This window comes from Pseudomonas japonica (assembly GCF_013522925.1).
GTDB classification, from domain to species: Bacteria; Pseudomonadota; Gammaproteobacteria; order Pseudomonadales; family Pseudomonadaceae; genus Aquipseudomonas; species Aquipseudomonas japonica_A.
In genome coordinates this window covers 1-20,673 of record NZ_JAAMQU010000006.1, presented here as the reverse complement: position 1 = coordinate 20,673, position 20,673 = coordinate 1, and the positions used below count along the sequence as shown (strand labels likewise).

Below are 20,673 nucleotides of genomic sequence, written 5' to 3'. Positions count from 1 at the left end.
TTTCCATGACACTTGCATCGCCTACCGCTTCTGTCGAAAGCACCGTTATCTGGCTGCTGATCGGTTTTTCGGTGATCACCTGGGGCCTGGCCCTGCTCAAGGCCGCACAGTTCGCCCGCCTCAAGGGGCAAGACCGGCGCTTTCTCAAAGGGTTCTGGGCCGCGCCTGACCTGGAAGCGGGCGCCGAGCTTAGCCAGAACGAGCCCGGCGCCGCTGCTCGCGTAGCCCAGGCCGGCTATGCCGCGCTGCACACCAGCGAGGGTCACGGGCCTAGCGATCTGGCCCATGCCATCAACCATCAGGATCGCCTGGAACGCGCCCTGCGCCAGCAGATCGTACGCGAGCGCCGCTCACTCGAAAGTGGCCTGGCTGTGGTCGCGAGTATCGGCAGTACGTCGCCGTTCATCGGCCTGTTCGGCACCGTCTGGGGAATCATGGAAGCGCTCAAGGGCATCAGCGCGGCCGGTTCGGCCAGCCTGGAAACAGTCGCGGGGCCGATCGGCGCGGCACTGGTCGCCACCGGCGTGGGGATCGCCGTGGCCGTACCCGCGGTGCTGGTTTACAACTATTTTTTGCGCAGCCTCAAGCTCAAGGCCGCGGACCTCGACGATTTCGCCCATGACTTCTACAGCCTGGCGCAAAAGAGTGCTTTCCGCGTGCTGGTGCACCCGGCCGCGCGCAAGGGGCTACAGGGCGCCCATGCTGTAAAGGAGGCGGTGTGACATGGCGTTTTCTACCCAGGACAGCGACGAAGTACTGAGTGAAATCAACGTCACGCCACTGGTGGACGTGATGCTGGTGCTGCTGGTGGTGTTTATCGTCACCGCACCGCTGCTTACCAATTCCATTCCGATCAACCTGCCAAAAACCGAGGCGGTGGCACCGGTGGAGCAGAAGGAACCGCTGGTGGTGAGCATTGACGGCAGGGGCCAATGGTTCATCGACAAGAACGCCATCAGCCCTGATTTGCTGGAGAACAACCTTCAGGCAGCGAGGCAGAAGAACCCGGACGTTCGTGTGCAACTGCAGGCCGACGACAGTGCCAACTATGGCGCCGTCGCCAAGGCCATGGCCTCCATCGAGCGGGCAGGGATCACCAAGCTGTCGGTGATCACCGCACGCTAGTGGATCATGCCAACCATTGAGAGGAGAGCGGGGCCAACCCAGGCCCCGCAGCATGAGCCTTAGCCGTTCAGCTCATCGCTCAGGCGCTTGAGCAGTGCCTTGGCAGTGGCTTCGGAGGAGGCCGGGTTCTGTCCGGTGATCAAGTGGCCGTCTTCGACCACATAGCTGCCCCAGTCGGCGCCTTTGGAATACTCGCCACCTTTTTCCTTGAGCATGTCTTCCACCAGGAAGGGCACCACGTCGGTCAGGCCCACGGCGGCTTCCTCGCTGTTGGTGAAGCCGGTCACGCGCTTGCCTTTCACCAACGGGTGACCATCTGCAGCCTTCACGTTCTTGAACACGCCAGGCGCGTGGCACACGGCGGCCACAGGTTTGTTGGCCGCGTAGAACGCTTCAAGTACTGTGATCGAATCCTTGTCTTCGGCCAGGTCCCAGAGCGGCCCATGGCCACCGGGGTAGAACACTGCATCGAAGTTGTAGGGGTCGATTTCCCCCAGAGGAAGGGTGTTTGCCAGGGCGGCCTTGGCCTGCTCATCCCCCTGGAAGCGCCGGGTGGCGTCGGTCTGGGCGTCCTCGGCATCGCTTTTAGGGTCCAGGGGCGGCTGGCCACCCTTGGGCGATGCCAGTGTGACTTCGGCGCCTGCTTCCTTGAACACGTACCAGGGCGCGGCGAACTCTTCAAGCCACAGGCCGGTTTTCTTTCCGGTGTTGCCCAGTTGATCGTGCGATGTGAGGACCATCAGGATCTTCATGCCAACCTCGCTTGTTGATAAGTGAACGGGCGCTCCCGCCGGGGAGCCATGACTCTCTGAGGGCGGGAGGCCGCAGACGTTCAAAGGCGTAGCGGTCAGGCCTTGAGGGTGGCCATGTCGATCACGAAGCGGTATTTCACGTCACCGGCGATCATCCGGCTGAACGCCTCGTTGATATTGCGGATGTCCAGCATCTCGATATCGCAGGTGATGTTGTGCTCGGCGCAGAAGTCCAGCACTTCCTGGGTTTCAGCGATGCCGCCGATCAGCGAGCCGGCGAGCACCCGGCGCTTGAGCACCAGATTGGCCGCATGCAGGGAGGGGGCCACGGGCTCGATCAGGCCTACCAGAATGTGCACGCCATCGAAGCGCAGGGTTTCGAGGTACGGGTTGAGGTCGTGCTGGACCGGGATGGTGTCGAGCAGAAAATCGAAGCGCCCGGCCGCAGCGGCCATTTGCGCGGCGTCGGTAGACACGATCACATGGTCGGCGCCTTGGCGGCGGGCTTCCTCCGCTTTGCTGGCCGAACGGGTGAACAGGGTAACTTCGGCGCCCATGGCCTTGGCGAACTTGATGCCCATGTGGCCCAGGCCGCCCATGCCCAGGATGCCTACTTTGCTACCTGGCTTTACACCGTAATGCTTGAGTGGCGAATAGGTGGTGATGCCTGCACAGAGGATCGGGGCAGCAGCGGCGAGGTTCAGCTTCTCCGGGATGCGCACTACAAAGTGCTCGCTCACCACGATGCTGCTGGAGTAGCCACCCATGGTGTTGCTGCCGTCTACCCGGTCTGGCGTGGCGTAGGTCATGGTCGGGCCTTCGAGGCAGTACTGCTCCAGGTTCGCCGAGCAGGCTTCGCAATGGCGGCACGAATCCACCATGCAGCCCACGCCTACCAGGTCGCCAGCTTTGTATTTGCTCACATTGCTACCCACTTCCAGCACCTTGCCGACGATCTCGTGGCCGGGCATGAGTGGGTACACGGCGATGCCCCATTCATTGCGCGCCTGGTGGATATCGGAATGGCAGACGCCGCAGTACAAGATCTCGATCGCCACGTCGTCGGGCCGGGGGCTGCGACGGTTAAAGGTCATGGGGGCGAGGGGAGTGGTAGCGGTTTGCGCGGCATAACCGATGGCGGTATACATAAAGTGCCCTCTTGAGGTTGCTGTAAAAGGCGGCCATTTTCCCGGGTCGGCCGTTTGCGGGCCATGGACATTCCTCCGGGTGTAGTGCCTATTCCTCCGAACCTGCCGCCAGGGCTGCGCTGAGGCAGGCAAACCTGCGATGATGCACGTGTCCAATCCTCTGCCGAGCCACTATGTCGCCCACGCTGCACGACGACGCCAACCTCGCGTTGGTTTCACTGATCAAACCGCTGGCCACCGAGCCCGGCTTCAACGATACCCAGTTGCCAGGCGTGCAGGCGATGAGCTGGGACCACTACGTGGCCAGCAGCCCGCAGATCTACGAACCCAGCCTGATCATCCTCGCCCAGGGCAGCAAATTGGCGCGGCTGGGGCCGCGCACGTTGGAATATGGCGCGGGCCACTACCTGGTGCAGGCGCTGTCGGTGCCGTTCATGTGTGAAACCTTCGCCACGGTGCGCGAGCCTTTGTATGGCGTGGCGGTGGCGATCGACCGCGCGGTAATCAGCGAACTGGTGCAGGCCATGGCGCTGCCGCCAGATGCCTCGGTGAAAGCGCAGACGCCCGAGTCCATGACGTCCGCTGCGTTGGACGCACCAATGCGCGATGCCGTGGAGCGGCTGTTGCGCTGCCTGCATGATCCGCAGGATTGCAAGGTGATGGGCGCGGCGCGGGTGCGGGAGGTGTTGTATGCGGCACTGCGCGGGCCCCAGGCCGGTGTGCTGCGCGCCCTGGTGGAGCAGCAGGGGCATTTCGCCCGCATCGGCGCGGCTTTGCAGTACTTGCGGGACCACTACGACCAGGCACTCACGGTGGAGAGGCTCGCCGAGTGCGCGAACATGAGCCCGTCCACCTTTCATGAGCACTTCAAGCGCAGCACCTTGCTGTCGCCTGTGCAGTACCTCAAGCGCCTGCGCCTGCTCAAGGCGCAGCAGGTATTGGCAGGCGAGGGCATGAGCGTGGCTCAGGCCGCGCACCGGGTGGGCTACCAAAGCACCTCGCAGTTCAGCCGCGAGTACAAACGCTACTTCGACCGCAGCCCCGGAGAAGAGCGGGCGCCAGCGCGGCCACTGGTGAACGGCGAGCCGGCCCTGTAGCAGCGCGCCTTGCCCGCGACCGGCCCGACGGGGCCGCAGGTTCATCGATGTCCAGATTCCAGTTAGCACATCCACGCCCACGGAATCTTGCTTCTCTACCTACCTCTAACCTTTGGCGCGCCCGCTTGGCGCCATGCCAGGGCACCACCCGCCACGGAGCCGATATGCCTGGACGCAAAGCCCTGTCGCTGTCACCCCGGCCTGCCGTGCGGGCGTTGATCGCGCGCCTGGACCAGCCCGGCGCAACCTTCGGCCTGACGCTCACGTTCATGCTGTTGGTCATCCTCACCTTCTCCGCAGTAGAAGGCTGGCGTGCGTGGCGCGACTATCGCCAGGCCTACGCCATCGCGGAGAATTCCGTCACTAACCTGGCCCGCGCCACTGCCCAGCATGCCGAGGATGCAATTCGCCAGGTCGACATTCTTACCGGCGAGCTTCGCGAGCGGGTGGAAGGCGATGGCTTGAGCCGCATGGATGTCCCCCGCATCCACGCCTTGATGCAAGAGCAGGCCAAGGTGATGCCCCAGTTGCACGGGCTATTCATCTACGGGCCGGAAGGCCAATGGATGGTCACCGACAAGGACCAGCCGCCAGACACCGCCAACAACGCCGACCGCGATTATTTCATTTACCACCGCACCCATGCCGACCGCAATGTACGGATCGGCGAAGTAGTACGTAGCCGTTCCACAGGAGAGTTGATCATTCCGGTGTCCCGGCGGCTGAATACAGCCACGGGTGAGTTTGCCGGGGTGCTGCTCGGCACGATCAAGGTCAGCTATTTCGTGGATTACTACGGCGCCTTCAAGATCGACGACCGCGGCGCGCTGGTTCTGGCGCTGCGCGACGGCACCATCCTGGTCCGCCGACCTTTCGATCCGGCAGTGGTAGGGCAAAGCCTCAAGGAAAGCGAAATCTTCAAGCGCTACCTGCCGTTGGCCAACGTGGGCGTGGCAGAAGTGAAAGCCGTAGTAGATGGCACTCGGCGGCTATATGGCTACCGTGCCCTGGAGCGCTACCCGCTGGTGGTGGAAGCGGGGTTGTCGCGGCAGTCCTTCGTGGGGCCCTGGCGCGCGGATCTGTTCAAGACGGGCCTGGTGCTGCTGTTGCTCATCGGCGTACTGACCAGTTTTGGTGCCCTGGTGCTTCGCCAATTGCGCCAACGCATCAGAGCCGAGAAAGCCATCAGGCTCGCGCACCAAACCGTCAGCGACATGGCAATGACCGACAGCCTCACAGGGATCGGTAACCGCCGCCGTCTTGATCAGGCGCTGGCGCAGGAAATCGCCCGTGCCAGGCGGCAGGGTACTTCGCTGGCGCTGATCATGCTGGATGTCGACCACTTCAAGCGTTACAACGACCGTTATGGCCACGCCGCCGGTGACGATTGCCTTCGCCAGGTGGCCGCCGCGATCCGGCAGGCACTCAAACGCCCTGCAGACCTGGCGGTGCGCTATGGCGGCGAAGAATTCACGGCCTTGCTGCCAGACACCGACGCAGCGGGTGCCGCGAGCGTGGCTGAGCAGATCCTGCAGGACATTCGTGCGCTTGACCTGACGCACAGTGACCACCCACTGGGCATCGTGACCGTGAGCGCAGGCATTGCCCTCACCACGCCGGCCAAGGAAGAAACCACCCCGGAAGGGTTGATCAAGGCCGCCGACGCACTGCTGTACCTGGCCAAACACAGCGGCCGCAACCGCGCGGCCTGCCGGCTACCCCGCGAAACCCCTTCCGCGCTCGCCGATCTGGACAGCGGCACCCGATGATCTCAGCACACCCGTGCTATCGCTTCGATAGCCAAAGCCTATGCTATGAGCCGATCCGTCAGGCCGATTGGCTGTGATCAGCGCGCCAGAGCGGTTGCGCCTAAGGCCGGCACTGCAGTGCCTGACGGTTCGTTGCAACCGGCGCGTTTGTGGACCCTCGCGTCGGGTGCTAACGTTTTTCCGAAGCGCCCACGATGGCGCTACGTCGATTAGCCGACCTGAACAGCTGCCACAGAGGAGCAAAGCATGAGCGCCGACACACAAGAAAAAGCAGGGGGGGGCGGATGCCCATTTGGCCACGGTGCCCCGCGAAAGAAACCTGGCAATCGTGATTGGTGGCCCGAAGCACTCAGCCTCACCTCGCTGAACCAGCACTCGCCGCGTTCCAACCCGTATGGTGGCGACTTCAACTACGCCGAGGAATTCCTGTCGCTTGACCTCGATGCAGTGATCGCTGACCTGCATGCCCTGATGACCGATTCCCAGGATTGGTGGCCGGCCGACTTCGGCCATTACGGTGGGCTGTTCATTCGCATGGCCTGGCACAGCGCCGGTACCTACCGCATCACCGACGGCCGCGGCGGTGCGGCAGGCGGGCAACAACGCTTCGCTCCGCTCAACAGCTGGCCCGACAACGCCTCGCTGGACAAGGCCCGGCGCCTGCTGTGGCCGATCAAGCAAAAGTACGGGCGCAAGCTCTCCTGGGCCGACCTGTTCGTGCTCACCGGCAACGTGGCGCTCGAATCCATGGGCTTCAAGACCTTCGGGTTCGCTGGCGGCCGCTCCGACACCTGGGAACCCGAGGAGCTGTATTGGGGGCCTGAAGGTACCTGGTTGGGTGACGAACGCTACAGCGGTGAGCGTCAACTGCACCCCGGCCTGGGTGCCGTGCAGATGGGCCTGATCTATGTAAACCCGGAAGGCCCGAACGGTAATCCAGATCCGAAACAGTCGGCCATCGACATTCGCGAAACCTTCGCTCGCATGGCCATGAACGACGAAGAAACCGTTGCGCTGATCGCCGGCGGCCATACCTTCGGCAAAACCCACGGTGCGGGCGACCCGTCGCTGATGGGACCGGAACCTGAAGGCGCGGTGATCGAGGACCAGGGCCTTGGCTGGCGCAGCAAGTTCCAGACCGGCGTAGGCGCACACGCCATCACCTCGGGCCTGGAAGTGATCTGGAGCCAGACCCCCACCCAGTGGTCCAACTACTTCTTCGAAAACCTCTTCGGCTTCGAGTGGGAACTGACCACCAGCCCTGCGGGCGCCAAGCAATGGGTTGCCAAGGACGGGCCGGAAATCGTGCCCGACCCGTTCGACCCGAACAAAAAGCGCAAGCCAACGATGCTCACCTCCGACCTGGCGCTGCGCTTCGATCCGATCTACGAGAAAATCTCCCGGGACTTCCTCGCCAACCCCGATAAGTTCGCCGATGCCTTCGCCCGCGCCTGGTACAAACTGACCCACCGTGACATGGGCCCGACCGGCCGCTACCTCGGCCCGCTGGTGCCGAAGGAAACCCTGATCTGGCAAGACCCGATCCCCGAACTCGATCATCCCGTGATCGACGAGGCGGATATCGCGTCGCTCAAGCACCAGATCCTCGGCACCGGCATTGCGCCTTCCCAACTGGTGTACGTCGCCTGGTCGTCCGCCTCCACGTATCGTGGCTCGGACAAACGAGGCGGTGCCAACGGTGCGCGCATCCGCTTTGCGCCGCAGAAAGACTGGCCAGTGAACAACCCGCCGGTGCTGGCTCACGTGTTGCAAAAGCTCACCGACATCCAGGCCGCGTTCAATGGCGCAGCGGCCGGTGGCAAGAAAGTGTCCATGGCAGACTTGATCGTACTGGCCGGTTGCGCCGCCATCGAGGAGGCCGCTCAGGCCGGCGGTGTGAACATCAAGGTGCCGTTCACGCCTGGCCGCATGGACGCACTGGAAGAGTGGACCGATACCCATTCGTTCGAGGCGCTGCGCCCGCTGGCCGATGGCTTCCGCAACTATTATCACGAGGCCCATTTCATGGCGCCGGAGGAAGCCCTGGTCGACAAGGCACACCTGCTGCGCATCAGTGCACCGGAGATGACGGTTCTGGTGGGCGGCATGCGCGTGCTGGGCACCAATGCCGACGGCAGCCAGGACGGCGTATTCACGAACCGTGTGGGCACCTTGTCCAACGACTTCTTCGTGAACCTGCTGGACATGAACACCGAGTGGAACCCCACCGAGCACAAGAACCGCTTCCAGGGCCTGGACCGCAAGACCCGCCAGCCCAAGTGGTTTGCCTCCCGGGCGGACCTGATTTTCGGTTCGCAATCGGAACTGCGGGCCCAGGCAGAGGTGTACGGTGCTGCTGACGGCAACGAGAAGTTCGTGAACGATTTCGTGGCTGCCTGGAACAAGGTCATGAACGCCGACCGGCTGGACATGGGCACCGCGGAGGACGCCTTCAGCCAGAAACTGTCCGCTTAACCCTTAGAGTTCCCGGGTTTCACCCGGTCCTGCAGGCTGAAACATGTGGGACCAGGCGAAGCCTGGGAACTTTCACCTCCGAACCTCCAATGCCGCAAACGCAAAGCGCTTGAAGCGCTCGAACGCTTCGGGATTTCCGTCCACCTTGATTCGAATCAATACCCCTTCATAGGCCTCGATCAAGAACGCTGCCGCTTCCCGCGGATTCAGCGTGGGGTCGACCTCACCCGCAGCCTGCGCCTCTTCGAGCAACCCCTCGATCTGCGCTTCCCAGCGGCGGAACACTGCGGCCAGCCGCTCCCGGAATGCGGGAGTGCGGGCGGTGGCGGTTTGCCCGAACACCCCGTACAGGCAGCCACCCATGGGGGCTTGCGCCAGGTGCAACCGCTCGGCTTCGTTGAAGTATTCCTTCAAGCGCTGCAACGGGCTGGTAGAGAAATCACTGAACAGGGCGCTGCGCGTCTCGAAGTAATGGCTTTCGTAGGCGTCCAGTACCGCCGTGGCGAAATCCTCCTTGCTTTTGAAGAAGTAATAGAACGAGCCCTTGGGCACACCGGCCGCGTCCAGGATGCTGTTGAGCCCGATCCCGTCATAGCCGTTGATCAACATCGATTTCAAGCCCTCGGCAACAAGCCGCGACCGCGTGGCGTGATTTTGCTTGCTCATGATAGTAGACCAGTTAACTAGCTGCTAATCCTGTACCTGTCCCGCGGCAAGGGGCAACTCTCACCGCGATTAACCCGACAGGAGGCACTGGATGACGTTTGCCATCGACCGCAAATACCTGGGCGTGGCGTTCGCCTGCGCCAGCTACGGCATCTACTCCCTGACCTACGCGACAGTGAAATGGCTGGAGGCGGACTATTCCCTCTGGCAGTTGGTGTTCATGCGCAGCGTGGTGATGCTGCTGATCACCCTGGGGGTAAGCCATCGGGGCACCGCATCGGCGGCCATCTATAGCCCTCAGCGCCGATCGATGGGCTTCAGGGGGGTGTTGCAGTTTCTTTCCATGGCGTGCTTTTTCCTCGCGGCGCGGGAGTTGCCGCTGTCGGTGGTCACTACGCTGTATTGCACGGCCCCTTTGATCATCGTGGTGCTGTCGGTGTTCGTGCTGGGCGAACGGGTGCACGGCTATCGCTGGTTGGCGCTGCTGGTGGGTATCGTTGGCAGCGTGCTTGCCGCCAACCCTGGCGGCGCGCTCAGCCCCGTGCCCTCGCTGATAGCTTTGGGCTCGGGTGTGTTCTGGGCGCTGACCGTCGTGTATACCCGCAAGAGCGGCGCGCAGGACAGCTCCGCCGCGCAGCTGTTGGTCACCGGGGCGGTATTCACCCTGGGCAGCGGCGCATTGATGACCTGGCAAACGCCCACCACGCTGTGGCAATGGGGGCTGATGATCGCGCTGGGGGCGCAGATTTACCTCGCGCAGTACTGTTTTCTCGAAGCCTGCCGCTGGGCGCCCGCGTCTATCGTGGGCCCGCTGGAATACACCAGCGTGGTGTGGTCTTGCCTGCTTGGCTATCTGATCTTCGCGGATGTGCCCACGGTGCAGTTGCTGATAGGGGCGGGGCTTGTATGTGCCAGCGGCGTGGCCTTGGCGCTGAGCGCGCGTGGGGGCTCCCGGGCGTGCGCCGCCTAGGCCGAAGGGGTGGCCCGCAATGGGTCGGCGGGGCCATGGGCCCGGTCGGCTTCGCCCAGCCAGGCGAGAGTATCGTCGAACTGCATCGGTCGGCTGAACAGGAACCCCTGCACCAGGGTGCAGCCCAGCCGCGTGAGCGCGGCCATCTCGGCTTCCGTTTCCACCCCTTCGATCACACACTCCAGGCCCATGTCCTGAGTGAGCGCGACCAACGACTTGACGATTTTGTAGCTGGCAGGGTGGGCCTGAATGTCCTTGACGAAGCTGCGGTCGATCTTGACTTTGGTCAGCGCCAGGGCATGCAACTGACCCAGGTTGGTATAGCCGGTACCAAAGTCGTCCAGGGCGATGCCACAGCCCAGTTGGCGGAAGTGGCCAATGGCCCGATGCATCTGCTCAAGGTCATGCACGATGGCCGTTTCGGTAATTTCCAGGTCCAGCCGCGAAGGTGGGAACCCGCTGTCGCGAATCACTCCAACGATCAGCCCCACGTTCTCGCAGGAAGCGCAATCATGGGCAGAAAGGTTGAACGACAGCCGTACCGGCGCCGGCCAGGCCCGCGCCTGCTCCAAGGCTGTGCGCAGCAAGGGCAGGGTAAGGCGATTGATCAGCCCGCTGCGCTCGGCCACCGGAATGAACCGGGCCGGGGACACCACGCCCAGCTCCGGGCTGTTCCACCGCGCGAGCGCCTCGAAGGCCACTGTAGCCTGGGTGTGCGCATCGAGGATGGGCTGGAACTGCACGTAGAATTCCTGCTCCAGGTTGGCCCGGCGCAAGGCTTGCTCGGTCACCGCGTCCTGATGCAACTGGGTGTAGTGGGCCGCCGAGAACAGGCATACCGTGCCCGCATTTTGCCGCTTGCCTTGATAAAGGGCGTAGTCGGCGTACTCGAACAGCTGGCTGGCCGTTCCAGCCGTTTGTGGGTAAGTGGCGATACCCAGGGTGGCGCCGATCTGGATCGACAGGCCGTTGAGCGAGAATTCCGATTGCAACGCCTCGCACGCCTGGGCGCCGTAGGCGGCGAGGGCGTCGTTGTCCAGGCCTTGGCTCAGGATCAGCGCGAACTCATCGCCGCCCAGGCGGGCGACATGCACCGAGGGGCTGGCCAGGCGCTGCAAGCGCTCAGCCACCTGAGCCAGCAACTTGTCACCAACACCATGCCCATAGAGGTCATTGACCGACTTGAACCCGTCCAGGTCCATGATCCCTACCGCCAGGCGGCTGCCCTCGGCATGGGCCACCTCCAATGCCTGATCGAGGGCGCTGAAGAATTGCCGGCGGTTCGGCAGGCCGGTAAGGCTGTCCTGATTGGCCAGCCGCAGGTTCTCGTCGCTCAACTGCTCGGTGCGGGCCTGCACATTGATCAGGCTGGTGAAGTTGCGGTAGTTGCTTTGCAGCACGATCAGCAGCGCTACCGACACGAGGGATATATTCACTGCAGTGGCAATGAAGGTGGGGTTTTTGGTCGACGCGAAAAACACGATGAACGCCAGATCCACGACGGCGGTAGTGATCAGCGCGGCCGGGAGCAGGTGCATCAGGCAAAAGATACACACCACCACCGTGATGGCCATAAAGAAGGCGACATGGGCCTGGGCATACGGCCCACCATAGGGGTAAAGGGCGAGCGACCAGGCGGTGAAGCCAATAGCGATGAAAACGGCAAGGCGGTTGGTGCGCGCCAGCATCGCAGCGATCGTGGCTGCGTCTGGGGGCGTATCGGTAAGGCGCCACCACATCACGGCTCGGCTGCAGCACACCAGGGTCATGGCCACAGGCACACCCAGGGTCAGCCACGCCGGGGCCGACGCCAGGTGCGTAAACGCCAGGGCCCAGGTGTTGATCAGCAACACGAAGTACATCATCGGCAGTTGACGGGACAACGCCACGAACTGCGCTTTGAGCAGGCGCGGGTTATCGCTCGGCACCTTCATCAGGGTGACAAGTCGCTCAACCAGGCGTTTACCCATTGCATTCATCCCTGCCAGCGCGCGGCAGGCGCGCTGACGTTTTCGGCAGTGACAGGCCGAACCCTCCGGCCTAATGCGCACGTATCGGCTCGGCCACCGGATTTCTTGAGGCAGCCGGTCGCTTGCCGTCACGTGGTTGTCATAAGCGGCTGCTAGCGTGCCGGGCCGTGCCTTTTCTGAGCTGACATCACCACATGACCGCAGCCCCCATGCGCAAGCAGATCGTCATCCGCTCCGATGACATGGCCTCCGATGACTTCGGCCGCCTGTTCACCCAGGTGTTTGGCAGCCTGTACTCCGGCATGCCACCCCCTGAAAAGCCGCTTCGGATTGCCGGGGTGTACGGCCGTTACGAGGGGGTAAGCTTCCGCCGTATGGTGTATGGCGGTGACTTTGCGTTCGAGCTGCCCGGCATGGCGGACGAAATCACCTTCGTGCTGCCGACTGCGGGGCATATCGTGTTCAACCTGGCCACCCAGGCCGTTGGCAGCGTCCAGGCGGGGTTGGCCGTGGAAAAAGCCCAAGTGCGCTCGGTGCGCATGGTGGACGGTCACAGCCAATATGGGCTGTCGGTACGGCGTAGCCTGTTCACTGAGCGGCTGGCTATGCTGTTGGGCGCCCCCGTGGTGAAGCCTGTGCACTTTCAGCCCCTGGTAGACCTGGCTCAACCTGGTTTCGACGGGATCAAGGCGTTGGTGCGCTTTGCCACCAGTGCCGAGGCGGATTCGCTGGTGAACGCCAGTGTGCTGATGCCTGAACGGTTACGTGAAATGCTCGTAGACGCTGTGCTGGAGGCATGGCCGCACACCTATAGCCAGGCGCTTCGACGACCTGGCCCCGGCGTTGCCCCGCGCCACGTGAAGCTGGCGATGGACTACCTGCGAGCGCACCCGAGCGCAATGGTCAGCGGCACTGAGCTGGCAGGGCTGGCCAGCGTGAGCCTGCGCGCATTGCAGGACGGCTTCCGCCGCTTCGCCGGCATGAGCATCGTGGCCTACCAGCGGCAAGTGCGCCTGGAGCACGCACGCCACGTGTTGGAGCAGCAACCGGCAGTTGCCGTTGGCGAGGTGGCCCTGAAGCTGGGCTTCACCAATGTCGGCCGGTTCAGCCAGTATTTCCAGCAAGCCTATGGTGTGCGGCCTCAGGACGTACGCAAGGGGTTGGCACGTGGGTAGCCTGAGCTGGCACGCTCAGGCTACCTGCAGGGTCAGAACTGGTAACCGGCTTTCAGGCTACCGCTGAACCCGTGGCTATCGCCGCCACCGGTGGCACCGGCTTGCGCGCCCAGGCTGAAGTTACCCAGGCTGGCTGTCATATTGACCGCGCCGTTGAACTGATCGCGGTTGGCATAGGCAGCCCGTTGCTCCACGCTCAGCCCTGGCAGCCCTGCTTCGCTCTCCACCCGGTGATCGCCCAGCACGTGTTCGTACCCCACGGATACGCCGGGCACCAGTTGCCAGCCACCGCTCAGCCCCACCGGTGCGAACGCCGCCTTCACGTTGGCGAAGGCACTTCGGCGGGTTTGCCGTGTACCGTCCACGTCCAGCGCCAGCTCGCTGCCTTTTTCCTGGAAGCCGGAGAGGCTCAGGTGGCTCGCACGCAGGCCCATGCTGGGCTCCAGGCTGATGGCACCGAGCGGCGCTCGATAGCCCAGGGCCAGGGCGGCGCTCGCCAGGTTGCCATGGGTATCGCCCTTGGCCGCGCCCAACCCACCGCCCAGCTCGCGCTTGCTGTTGTAGTCCACCCACCCGGCGCTGGCATCGGCGGCTACATACAGGCCGCGCTCCAACCCGTTGGGCGCGAAACGTACCCCAGCGGTGCCGAAGGTAAGGTCGGTGTCGGCTTCGCCGCCGGCGCCGCCCACGGTGCCTCGGCTATAGCCGAACGCTGCATAGCCACTCAGCTGTTCGGAAAACCGCTGGCTCAGCCCTACCAGTGTGCCTTGGGTATGTTCATTGCTGCTGGCGGCGTGCGCCGAACCGTCTGTGCCCAGGTAGTCCGCCAGCCCGGCGGTCCACAGCTGACGCTGGCCGCTTTTCAGGTTGATGCCGCTGGTGTATGCCCCCGCCGCCTGCTCGATCAGGCCCGGTTGGCGCAACAGGTAACTGGCCGCATCGGCGTGCACCTGGCCGCCCACCGTCGCCTCCACACCCCCCAGGCTGCCGGCGTCCAGCGCTGATTGCAGGTAGTAGTTGTAAGCGGTGTAGTTGCCGGAAAGGCTGCTGTTCTGCAGTTGTTGCAACAGCCCGGCACCTGCGGCCGAGTTGCCCAGCAGTTCGGCCTGGCCCGGAAGGCTGTTGTAATAGACCATCTTGGCGCGTAGCACGTAGATGGTTTCCTGGGACAGCCCCAAGCCCTGCTTGAGGTAGGCGTCCATGCTGCCGTACTCGGCGGTCACTTCGTCCAGCCCCGCCTGCAGGAAGCTGGCATCCACGGTGAGCAGGGGTTCGTAGATGGCGGCCATGCTCGCCGGCATCGCCGCCAACGTGGCCGCTACCCGGGCGGCGGTGTAATCGTTGGTGGCCAGGTAGTCGGTCATGATGGTACTGCTGTCCACCCCGGCGATGCTCAGCAATACAGCGGTGGTCCAGCCGGTGCGGTCCTTGCCGGCGGTGCAGTGGAACAACGCGGCGCCGTCCACGCCAGCCAGGTCGTTGAACAGCACCGCGAACTGGCTGCGCATGCCGACATCGCTCACGAAGCTACGGTTGGCATCCTGCATCATCGCAATGGCGTCGGCGGCGCTGCTCACCGAGATCGTGGTGATGTTCGAACCCGAGGCGGCGCTGCCGATGATGTCGATGTTGGTATAGCTGGCACCGGCGAGCAGGGTGTCGGGCGTAGCGGCGATTTCGCTCGCAGTGCGCAGGTCATACACCGCCGTGATCCCAAGGCCGTTCAGGGTCGCCAGGTCTGCGGCGGTAGGGGTGATGGCGTTGGAACGGTAGAACACGCCGGCGCGCATCGTGCCGTCCATGGCCGTGGTGTAGGCGGTGGTAGTACCGGCGATGTCGCGGAAGTTATCGATACCGGCCAGCCTGGGTGTGTCCAGGTTGGCAGTATCGGCAGCGTGAGCGGCGCCCACGGAAAGGCTGAGGATGGACAACGACCGCAGGATTTGGGGAAACACTGTGTAGCCTCCTTGGATACAGGTTGGGCTGGCTACTATCAGTGTTTGTCTGGTACGAAATATTACAGATTGGTACGTTCCCGAAATGCCTGCGTGTTTGGTCCATTTGCAGCGCGTTGTGTCTGCACCGCGCTCTACAGCTGAGGCTGCAGCCGCCAGGCTTCAGGCGGCGCCCATGCCCGCATCCATCCCACGATTTCCTGCGCGGGCATAGGCTCTGCGATACAGAAGCCCTGCGCATGGTCGCAGCCCAGTTCCAGCAACCGCACACCCTGGTACAAGCTGTCTACGCCTTCGGCGATCACCTCGCGATCAAACGCGTGGGCCAGGCCGGTAATGGCCTGGAGGATCGACAGGTTGTCGTTCGCCTCTGGAATGTCCTGAACGAAGCTTTTGTCGATTTTCAATTGGCTGACCGGCAGGCGGTTGAGGTAGCTCAACGAAGAGTAGCCCGTGCCGAAGTCATCCAGGGCGAAACGCACGCCGATCTTGCGGCAGGCCACGATGGTTTCCGAAACCCGGTCCATATCCCTGAGCGCGCTGGTTTCCAGGATTTCAATGGTAAGCATGCCAACGGGCGCATTGCCCCACACCAACAGCTGGTGCCTGAGGAACTCGACGAAGTCAGGCTGTTGCAACTGCCAACTCCCAATGTTTACGCTCACCGGTAGCGCACAGCCATGGTCGGCCCAGCGCCGGGTTTGCTCCAGCGCCTGGCGGATTACCCATTCGCCTACCAGTTGGGACACCTTGTCGTTCTCGATGCACGGCAAAAACGTTTCGGGCAAGAGCAGGCCTTCTTCGGGGTGTTGCCAGCGAATAAGCGCTTCTACCCCGACTACCTTGCCACTGCGCATGTTCACCTTGGGCTGGTAGTACAGCACCAGTTCGTGCTGGTGCATGGCCTGGACGATACGGTCCACCCGTGCATTTCGCGCCAGCAGGTCCTGCTCCAGTTGCTGATCGAAGAAGTAGTAGCAACCCCGGCCAGCCAGCTTGGCCTGGTACATGGCCTGGTCTGCCTGGCGCAGCAGCTGGTCCGGGCCTACTTCCTGCGGCTGGGGGTAGAAGGTCACACCCATGCTGGCGCTGAGCTGCAAGTTGACGCCATCGACTTCGATGGGTTCGGCGATGGTCTTGAGAATACGCTCCAGTATCGGCGTGCTGTGTTGATGATCCTCAAGCCCCGGGATCAATAGCACGAACTCGTCACCGCCCAGGCGCGACGCCAGCCAGCCTTCGCGCAGGGTATTTTTCATCCGCTGCGCGACCACAATGAGCACTCGATCGCCGGTGGCGTGGCCATGCTGGTCATTCGCTGCCTTGAAGCCGTCCAGGTCCAGATAAACGACCGCAAGGCTGCCACCGCTGGCATGGGCCTGGCCCAGCAACTGCTGCATTCGCTGGGCCAGCAGAACGCGGTTGGGCAACTGCGTCAGCGCGTCGTAATGAGCGATCTTCTCGAGCCGGGCCTGATGTTCACGCAACTGTGTGACGTCGGTGAACAACGAGACAAAGTTGCGCACTTCGCCACTGTCATCATGGATAGCGGTGATGGTCTGCCCGGCAATGAACAATTGGCCATCGCTGCGGCGGTTGGACACTTCGCCCTTCCAGAAGCCTTTTTCATGCAGCGCCTGCCATAGCGCCGTGTACGTGCTGCGAGGGGTTTGCCCCGAGGCGAGGATGCGGGGGTTGCGGCCCAGCACATCATGGCGGCAGTACCCGGTAATGGTTTGGAACGCTTCGTTCACCTCCAGGATGGTGCCTACGGCGTCGGTGATCATGATCGCTTCGTGGGCGTGGGTGAACACGTTTGCCGCCAGGGCCAGCTTCGCTTCGGCGCGGCGCAGCTCGCTGATGTCGGTAAGGGTCAGGCGTACGTGGCGGGCGCCGCCGTGCTGCCTTACGCAGTCCAGGTGCGCGGCCAGGGGCTGGCCGTCGTTACGCAACAGGGTGAGGTCGGCGGTGTGGGCGCGCATGTCCCGGCAGGCGCGGACGAACAGCGCCGTCCATTGCGCACGGTCTCCGGGGTGTACCCAGCGATCGAAGCGCCGGCCGAGCAATTGCTTGCGGGATACCCCCAGCAGTTGCTCGGCGCGGGCATTGGCGCCTTCGACCATGCCACTGGCCGAAAGGCCCAGGTAACCCACCGGCGCCTGCTCATACAGGTCCAGGTAGCGGTCTCTGGAGGACTCCAGGTCCCCCTGCAGCCGGCGCAACTCCTCGTTCTGCATTTCAAGCTCAACCTGATGCAGCTGAAGGTCACGCCAGACGCGGCTTTCTTCGGTAATGGGAAATTCGTCCAGCGCGCGTTCGGCGCGCTGTCGGATACTGCTCTCAACTATCTCCGGCAGCTTCTTCATGGTGGCCTCGTAGTGAGGGCCGGCTGATCTGCATCGTTACCAAAATCAAGTTGGGCCGGGTATTGTCACCCGGCACTCTCCTGGCATCGAGCCTGACTTCCAGTCGCCCGGTAGCGGGTAAACATACGTTTATACAAAAATCAGTCAGGACACTGTCGTTGCCGGAAATCGCCTTCAGCGCGTCGACCAGGTTGTCCACCTGCCATACCCCATCGCTCAGCTCGCCGAACGGCCGATTGACGGTTTGATCACCGCGCACGCCGAATACTTCCAGATAGGACTGGCTGACCGAGACTACCGTCAAGTCATCGTTCAACACCAACAGGGGCGCTTTCACCGTATCGATTATGGCTTCAGCCATGGCCCGCGCAGCTTGCACGGACCGTTCCACCGCCACCCTGCTTGTGATGTCGTGGAACGTCATTACCACTCCTTCGATCACATTGTCCAGCGTTCGATAAGGCATGATCCGGGCAAGGAACCAGTGGCCCTGGCGAGTGGTGACTTCGCATTCGAAGGGAATCAGCGTTTCCAGCACGTTTCGGGCGGGGCCGGTAAGGTCGGTGTTCAACAATTGCGAGGTGATATCGCCCAGCGGCCGGCCTACATCACCGGCGATCAACCGGTAAATGGTCACCGCATCGCGGGTGAAGCGCCGAATACGCAGCTGGGTGTCCAGGAAGATAGTACCTACCCGAATACTATCAAGCAGGTTTTTCATGTCGTTCTGCATGTCGACGAGCTGCTCGACCTTGGCCTGCAACTCGGCGTTGACCGTGATCAGCTCCTCGTTGACCGATTGCAACTCCTCCCGGGAAGTTTCCAGCTCCTCGTTGGTGGATTGAAGTTCTTCGTTTGCCGATTGCAGCTCTTCATTGGTGGAGCAGAATTCTTCGTTGGAAATCTGCAACTCGTCGATGGTCGCCTGTAGATGCTCACGAGTGTGGGTCAAGGCCTGTTCGAGCAGGATCACCTGGTCGGCTTCGCTGTCACTCAGGGCCGACGGGGTAGTGTTCACTTCGACGGCTTCGCTGGGCAAAGGCTCGAAGCTGATCAACAACAGGCGCTCGTCATCCAGCGTGGCAGGCAGCAGGCGCACGCTCAGAGCCACGCCGGGGACGTCGTTGCCGGGTGCCCGTACCTGACGCCGTACAGGCGCCCCGTCAGTGCTAACGGCCGCGGCCTGAACGGCGGCGCGAAGGTCGGCGCGCAAGCCGTCACGCGCCATGTCGACTACGTTCAGTGTCGCCCGCCCAGGGGCGGGCCGGAGGAAGTCACTGGTATCGCCGTGCACGTACACTACATTCCCACGCAGGTCGGTGGCGACCGAAGCGGGCACGTAGTCGTTCACCAGCATGCGCCTGGTAAGGTTCTCAACACTGGAAATCCGGTTGATCCTGGGCGTCTGATCAAAGCCTTTTTTCATCTGATCGGGCACTCGGCTGCTCGGGGTTTCGCTTTTCAATATTGAAGTATGGAGCGTTTTCACTACCGTGTAGATTTTCCAGCGGCGGTCCACGGCGGTAAACAGTTCGGCATGGTGGCCAATGCTTTCAGAGGGCGAAAGCATCAGCACGCCATGGGGCTTGAGCGCGTAGTGGAACATCGGGATCAGCTGCCGCTGCAGGTGCGCGCCAAGGTAGATCATCAGGTTGCGACAGCACAGCAGGTCCAGCCGGGTGAAGGGAGGGTGGCTGACCAGGTTGTGCTCGGCGAACACAATAAGCTTGCGCAAGGCGCCGCGCACCTGATAACCGCCCTCGGTTTCGGTAAACCATTGCGCCAGGCGCGCGGGCGTAAGCTGGTTCGCCATGGCGGCCGGGTACAACCCCGCCCGCGCTACTTGTATGGCATGGCCGTCCAGGTCGGTGGCATAGACCTGTATATCGAACCGGCCGCGCAGCTCATCGCGCAGTTCCTGAAGAATGATCGCCAGCGAGTACGCCTCTTCGCCGGTGGCGCACCCGGCCACCCATGCCCGGAACACGTAGCCTTGCGGCTGGTTCTGCAGCATGGGTAGCAGGATGTTCTGCTTCAAGGCATCGAAGGCTTCCGGGTCTCTGAAAAACTGGGTCACGTTGATGAGCATTTCGCTGAACAGCAGCGGTACCTCGCCAGGGTTGGCTTGCAGGTACGTTGCGTAGACCCTCTGGTCCCCGATGCGGTGTACGCTCATGCGGCGTTCGATGCGCCGGGCAATGGTGCTTTTCTTGTAGTGGCCGAAGTCATGCCCGGTGGTAGCCCGAATGGTCTTGATGATCGAGTCCAGAGCGCTGATCACGGCGTTGGGTTGGGACGGGCCACGAAGCAGGCGTTCGGGCATCTCTGCCACTGGCGAGATGCTGCTGGCGTGGCCGGCGGCGATGACAGAGGCCGGCATGCTGGGGTATTCAGCTTCATCGGGTGCCTGCGCTAGGGTGAAACCGCCAGCTTCGAGGATCGCCTGGCAGCCTTGCAGGCCGTCGTGGCCGCTTCCGGACAACACGATGCCCACGGCGTCGGCGCCGCGCTCACGCGCCAGCGAGCAAAAGAAGGTATCAACCGCCGTAGCCTCGCCATTCTGCCGCCGTGGCAGGTATTGCAGGCGGCCGTCTTCGAGCACCAGATCGTGCCCGGGCGGAATGACATACACGTGGTTTGGTCGAACCATCACGCTAGGGCGTGCTTCCAGTACGGGCATGGTGGTATGCCGCCCGATCAGCTCGGCCAGCAGGGTAGGGCGCTGGGGAGAAAGGTGCTGGATGACCACAAACGCTTTTCCGCTGTCCGCCGGCAGGGCATGAAGCAGGTGTTCCAGTGCCTTCAGGCCACCGGCGGATGCGCCTATGCCCACCACCGGGACGGGGGTGTGCAGCGTTTCAAGGTTGATCGTGGTCAAGAAGCGGTCCTTTCCCGGGGAAGCGTAACGTCAGCGAATACGGCAGTATGCCGCCTTCGGGCCGGGGCGGATACCGGGAATAAAAACGAAAAAGCCCCGCTCGAAAGCGGGGCTTGTCGTTAACCAGCGGCCGATATTACTGAAGCAGCTTCAGTACAGCGGACGGGATCTGGTTGGCCTGGGACAGGATCGCGGTGGACGCCTGTTGCAGGGTTTGTTGCTTGGTCAGCTCAGCGGTTTCAGCGGCGAAGTCTACGTCCTGAATGGTCGAACGAGAGGCGGTAGCGTTCTCGATGATGTTGCTGATGTTGCTGATGGTGCTTTCCA

At 62.8% G+C, this 20,673-nt stretch carries 15 protein-coding genes; 7 read left to right on the top strand and 8 right to left on the bottom strand.

Annotation, left to right across the window (positions count from 1 at the left end; genetic code table 11):
• Positions 1 to 5 precede the first annotated feature (5 nt).
• The gene (locus G7016_RS11060) at positions 6 to 722 is read left to right on the top strand and encodes a MotA/TolQ/ExbB proton channel family protein (RefSeq protein ID WP_181114012.1); all 717 of its coding nucleotides are present in this window, start codon (positions 6 to 8) and stop codon (positions 720 to 722) included.
• A gap of 1 nt (position 723) precedes the next feature.
• On the top strand, positions 724 to 1,125 hold the full coding sequence (locus G7016_RS11055) for an ExbD/TolR family protein (protein ID WP_181114010.1): 402 nt from the start codon (positions 724 to 726) through the stop codon (positions 1,123 to 1,125).
• A gap of 59 nt (positions 1,126 to 1,184) precedes the next feature.
• Here G7016_RS11055 and G7016_RS11050 read toward each other — a convergent pair whose 3' ends face one another.
• Positions 1,185 to 1,877: a type 1 glutamine amidotransferase domain-containing protein gene (locus tag G7016_RS11050; RefSeq protein ID WP_181114008.1), complete on the bottom strand. Its 693-nt coding sequence runs from the start codon at positions 1,875 to 1,877 to the stop codon at positions 1,185 to 1,187.
• Between the two features lie 95 nt (positions 1,878 to 1,972).
• Positions 1,973 to 3,025, bottom strand: a complete 1,053-nt coding sequence (locus G7016_RS11045; protein ID WP_181114006.1) for an NAD(P)-dependent alcohol dehydrogenase — start codon at positions 3,023 to 3,025, stop codon at positions 1,973 to 1,975.
• Between the two features lie 173 nt (positions 3,026 to 3,198).
• On the opposite strand from G7016_RS11045, the gene G7016_RS11040 reads away from it, so the two are divergent.
• The 3 genes from G7016_RS11040 (at position 3,199) to katG (ending at position 8,366) form a co-directional block, all read left to right on the top strand.
• On the top strand, positions 3,199 to 4,122 hold the full coding sequence (locus G7016_RS11040; protein WP_181114004.1) for an AraC family transcriptional regulator: 924 nt from the start codon (positions 3,199 to 3,201) through the stop codon (positions 4,120 to 4,122).
• Between the two features lie 164 nt (positions 4,123 to 4,286).
• Entirely contained in the window at positions 4,287 to 5,891 is a 1,605-nt protein-coding gene (locus tag G7016_RS11035; RefSeq protein WP_181114002.1) for a sensor domain-containing diguanylate cyclase, read from the top strand.
• Positions 5,892 to 6,137: 246 nt separating this feature from the next.
• Positions 6,138 to 8,366 carry a catalase/peroxidase HPI gene (gene katG / locus G7016_RS11030; RefSeq protein WP_181114000.1) on the top strand — a complete coding sequence of 743 codons (2,229 nt, stop codon included), beginning with the start codon at positions 6,138 to 6,140 and terminating at the stop codon, positions 8,364 to 8,366.
• A 72-nt stretch (positions 8,367 to 8,438) separates the two neighbouring features.
• On the opposite strand, the gene G7016_RS11025 is transcribed toward katG, so the two are convergent.
• The gene (locus G7016_RS11025) at positions 8,439 to 9,032 is read right to left on the bottom strand and encodes a TetR/AcrR family transcriptional regulator (protein ID WP_181113997.1); all 594 of its coding nucleotides are present in this window, start codon (positions 9,030 to 9,032) and stop codon (positions 8,439 to 8,441) included.
• 91 nt (positions 9,033 to 9,123) lie between these two features.
• Here G7016_RS11025 and G7016_RS11020 point away from each other — a divergent pair, with 91 nt between their 5' ends.
• On the top strand, positions 9,124 to 10,002 hold the full coding sequence (locus tag G7016_RS11020) for a DMT family transporter (RefSeq protein ID WP_181113995.1): 879 nt from the start codon (positions 9,124 to 9,126) through the stop codon (positions 10,000 to 10,002).
• Here the strand turns inward: G7016_RS11020 and G7016_RS11015 are convergent.
• On the bottom strand, positions 9,999 to 11,972 hold the full coding sequence (locus tag G7016_RS11015; protein ID WP_181113993.1) for a putative bifunctional diguanylate cyclase/phosphodiesterase: 1,974 nt from the start codon (positions 11,970 to 11,972) through the stop codon (positions 9,999 to 10,001). The two genes, G7016_RS11020 and G7016_RS11015, sit on opposite strands and share 4 nt — an antisense overlap.
• A 194-nt stretch (positions 11,973 to 12,166) precedes the next feature.
• On the opposite strand from G7016_RS11015, the gene G7016_RS11010 reads away from it, so the two are divergent.
• Positions 12,167 to 13,147, top strand: coding sequence for an AraC family transcriptional regulator (locus tag G7016_RS11010; RefSeq protein WP_181113990.1), 981 nt, complete (start codon positions 12,167 to 12,169; stop codon positions 13,145 to 13,147).
• Between the two features lie 32 nt (positions 13,148 to 13,179).
• Here G7016_RS11010 and G7016_RS11005 read toward each other — a convergent pair whose 3' ends face one another.
• The 4 genes from G7016_RS11005 to G7016_RS10990 form a co-directional block, all read right to left on the bottom strand.
• On the bottom strand, positions 13,180 to 15,102 hold the full coding sequence (locus tag G7016_RS11005) for a tyrosine-protein phosphatase (protein WP_181113988.1): 1,923 nt from the start codon (positions 15,100 to 15,102) through the stop codon (positions 13,180 to 13,182).
• 134 nt (positions 15,103 to 15,236) lie between these two features.
• Positions 15,237 to 17,468 (bottom strand): putative bifunctional diguanylate cyclase/phosphodiesterase, encoded by a 2,232-nt coding sequence (locus G7016_RS11000; protein ID WP_181113987.1) that lies wholly within the window; start codon positions 17,466 to 17,468, stop codon positions 15,237 to 15,239.
• Complete coding sequence (locus tag G7016_RS10995; protein ID WP_258195143.1) at positions 17,443 to 20,346, bottom strand: chemotaxis protein CheB; 2,904 nt, start codon at positions 20,344 to 20,346, stop codon at positions 17,443 to 17,445. The genes G7016_RS11000 and G7016_RS10995 overlap by 26 nt, the downstream gene beginning before the upstream one ends.
• 136 nt (positions 20,347 to 20,482) lie before the next feature.
• Positions 20,483 to 20,673 (bottom strand): flagellin (locus tag G7016_RS10990; protein ID WP_258195113.1); only part of this gene is annotated, 191 nt, incomplete at its 5' end.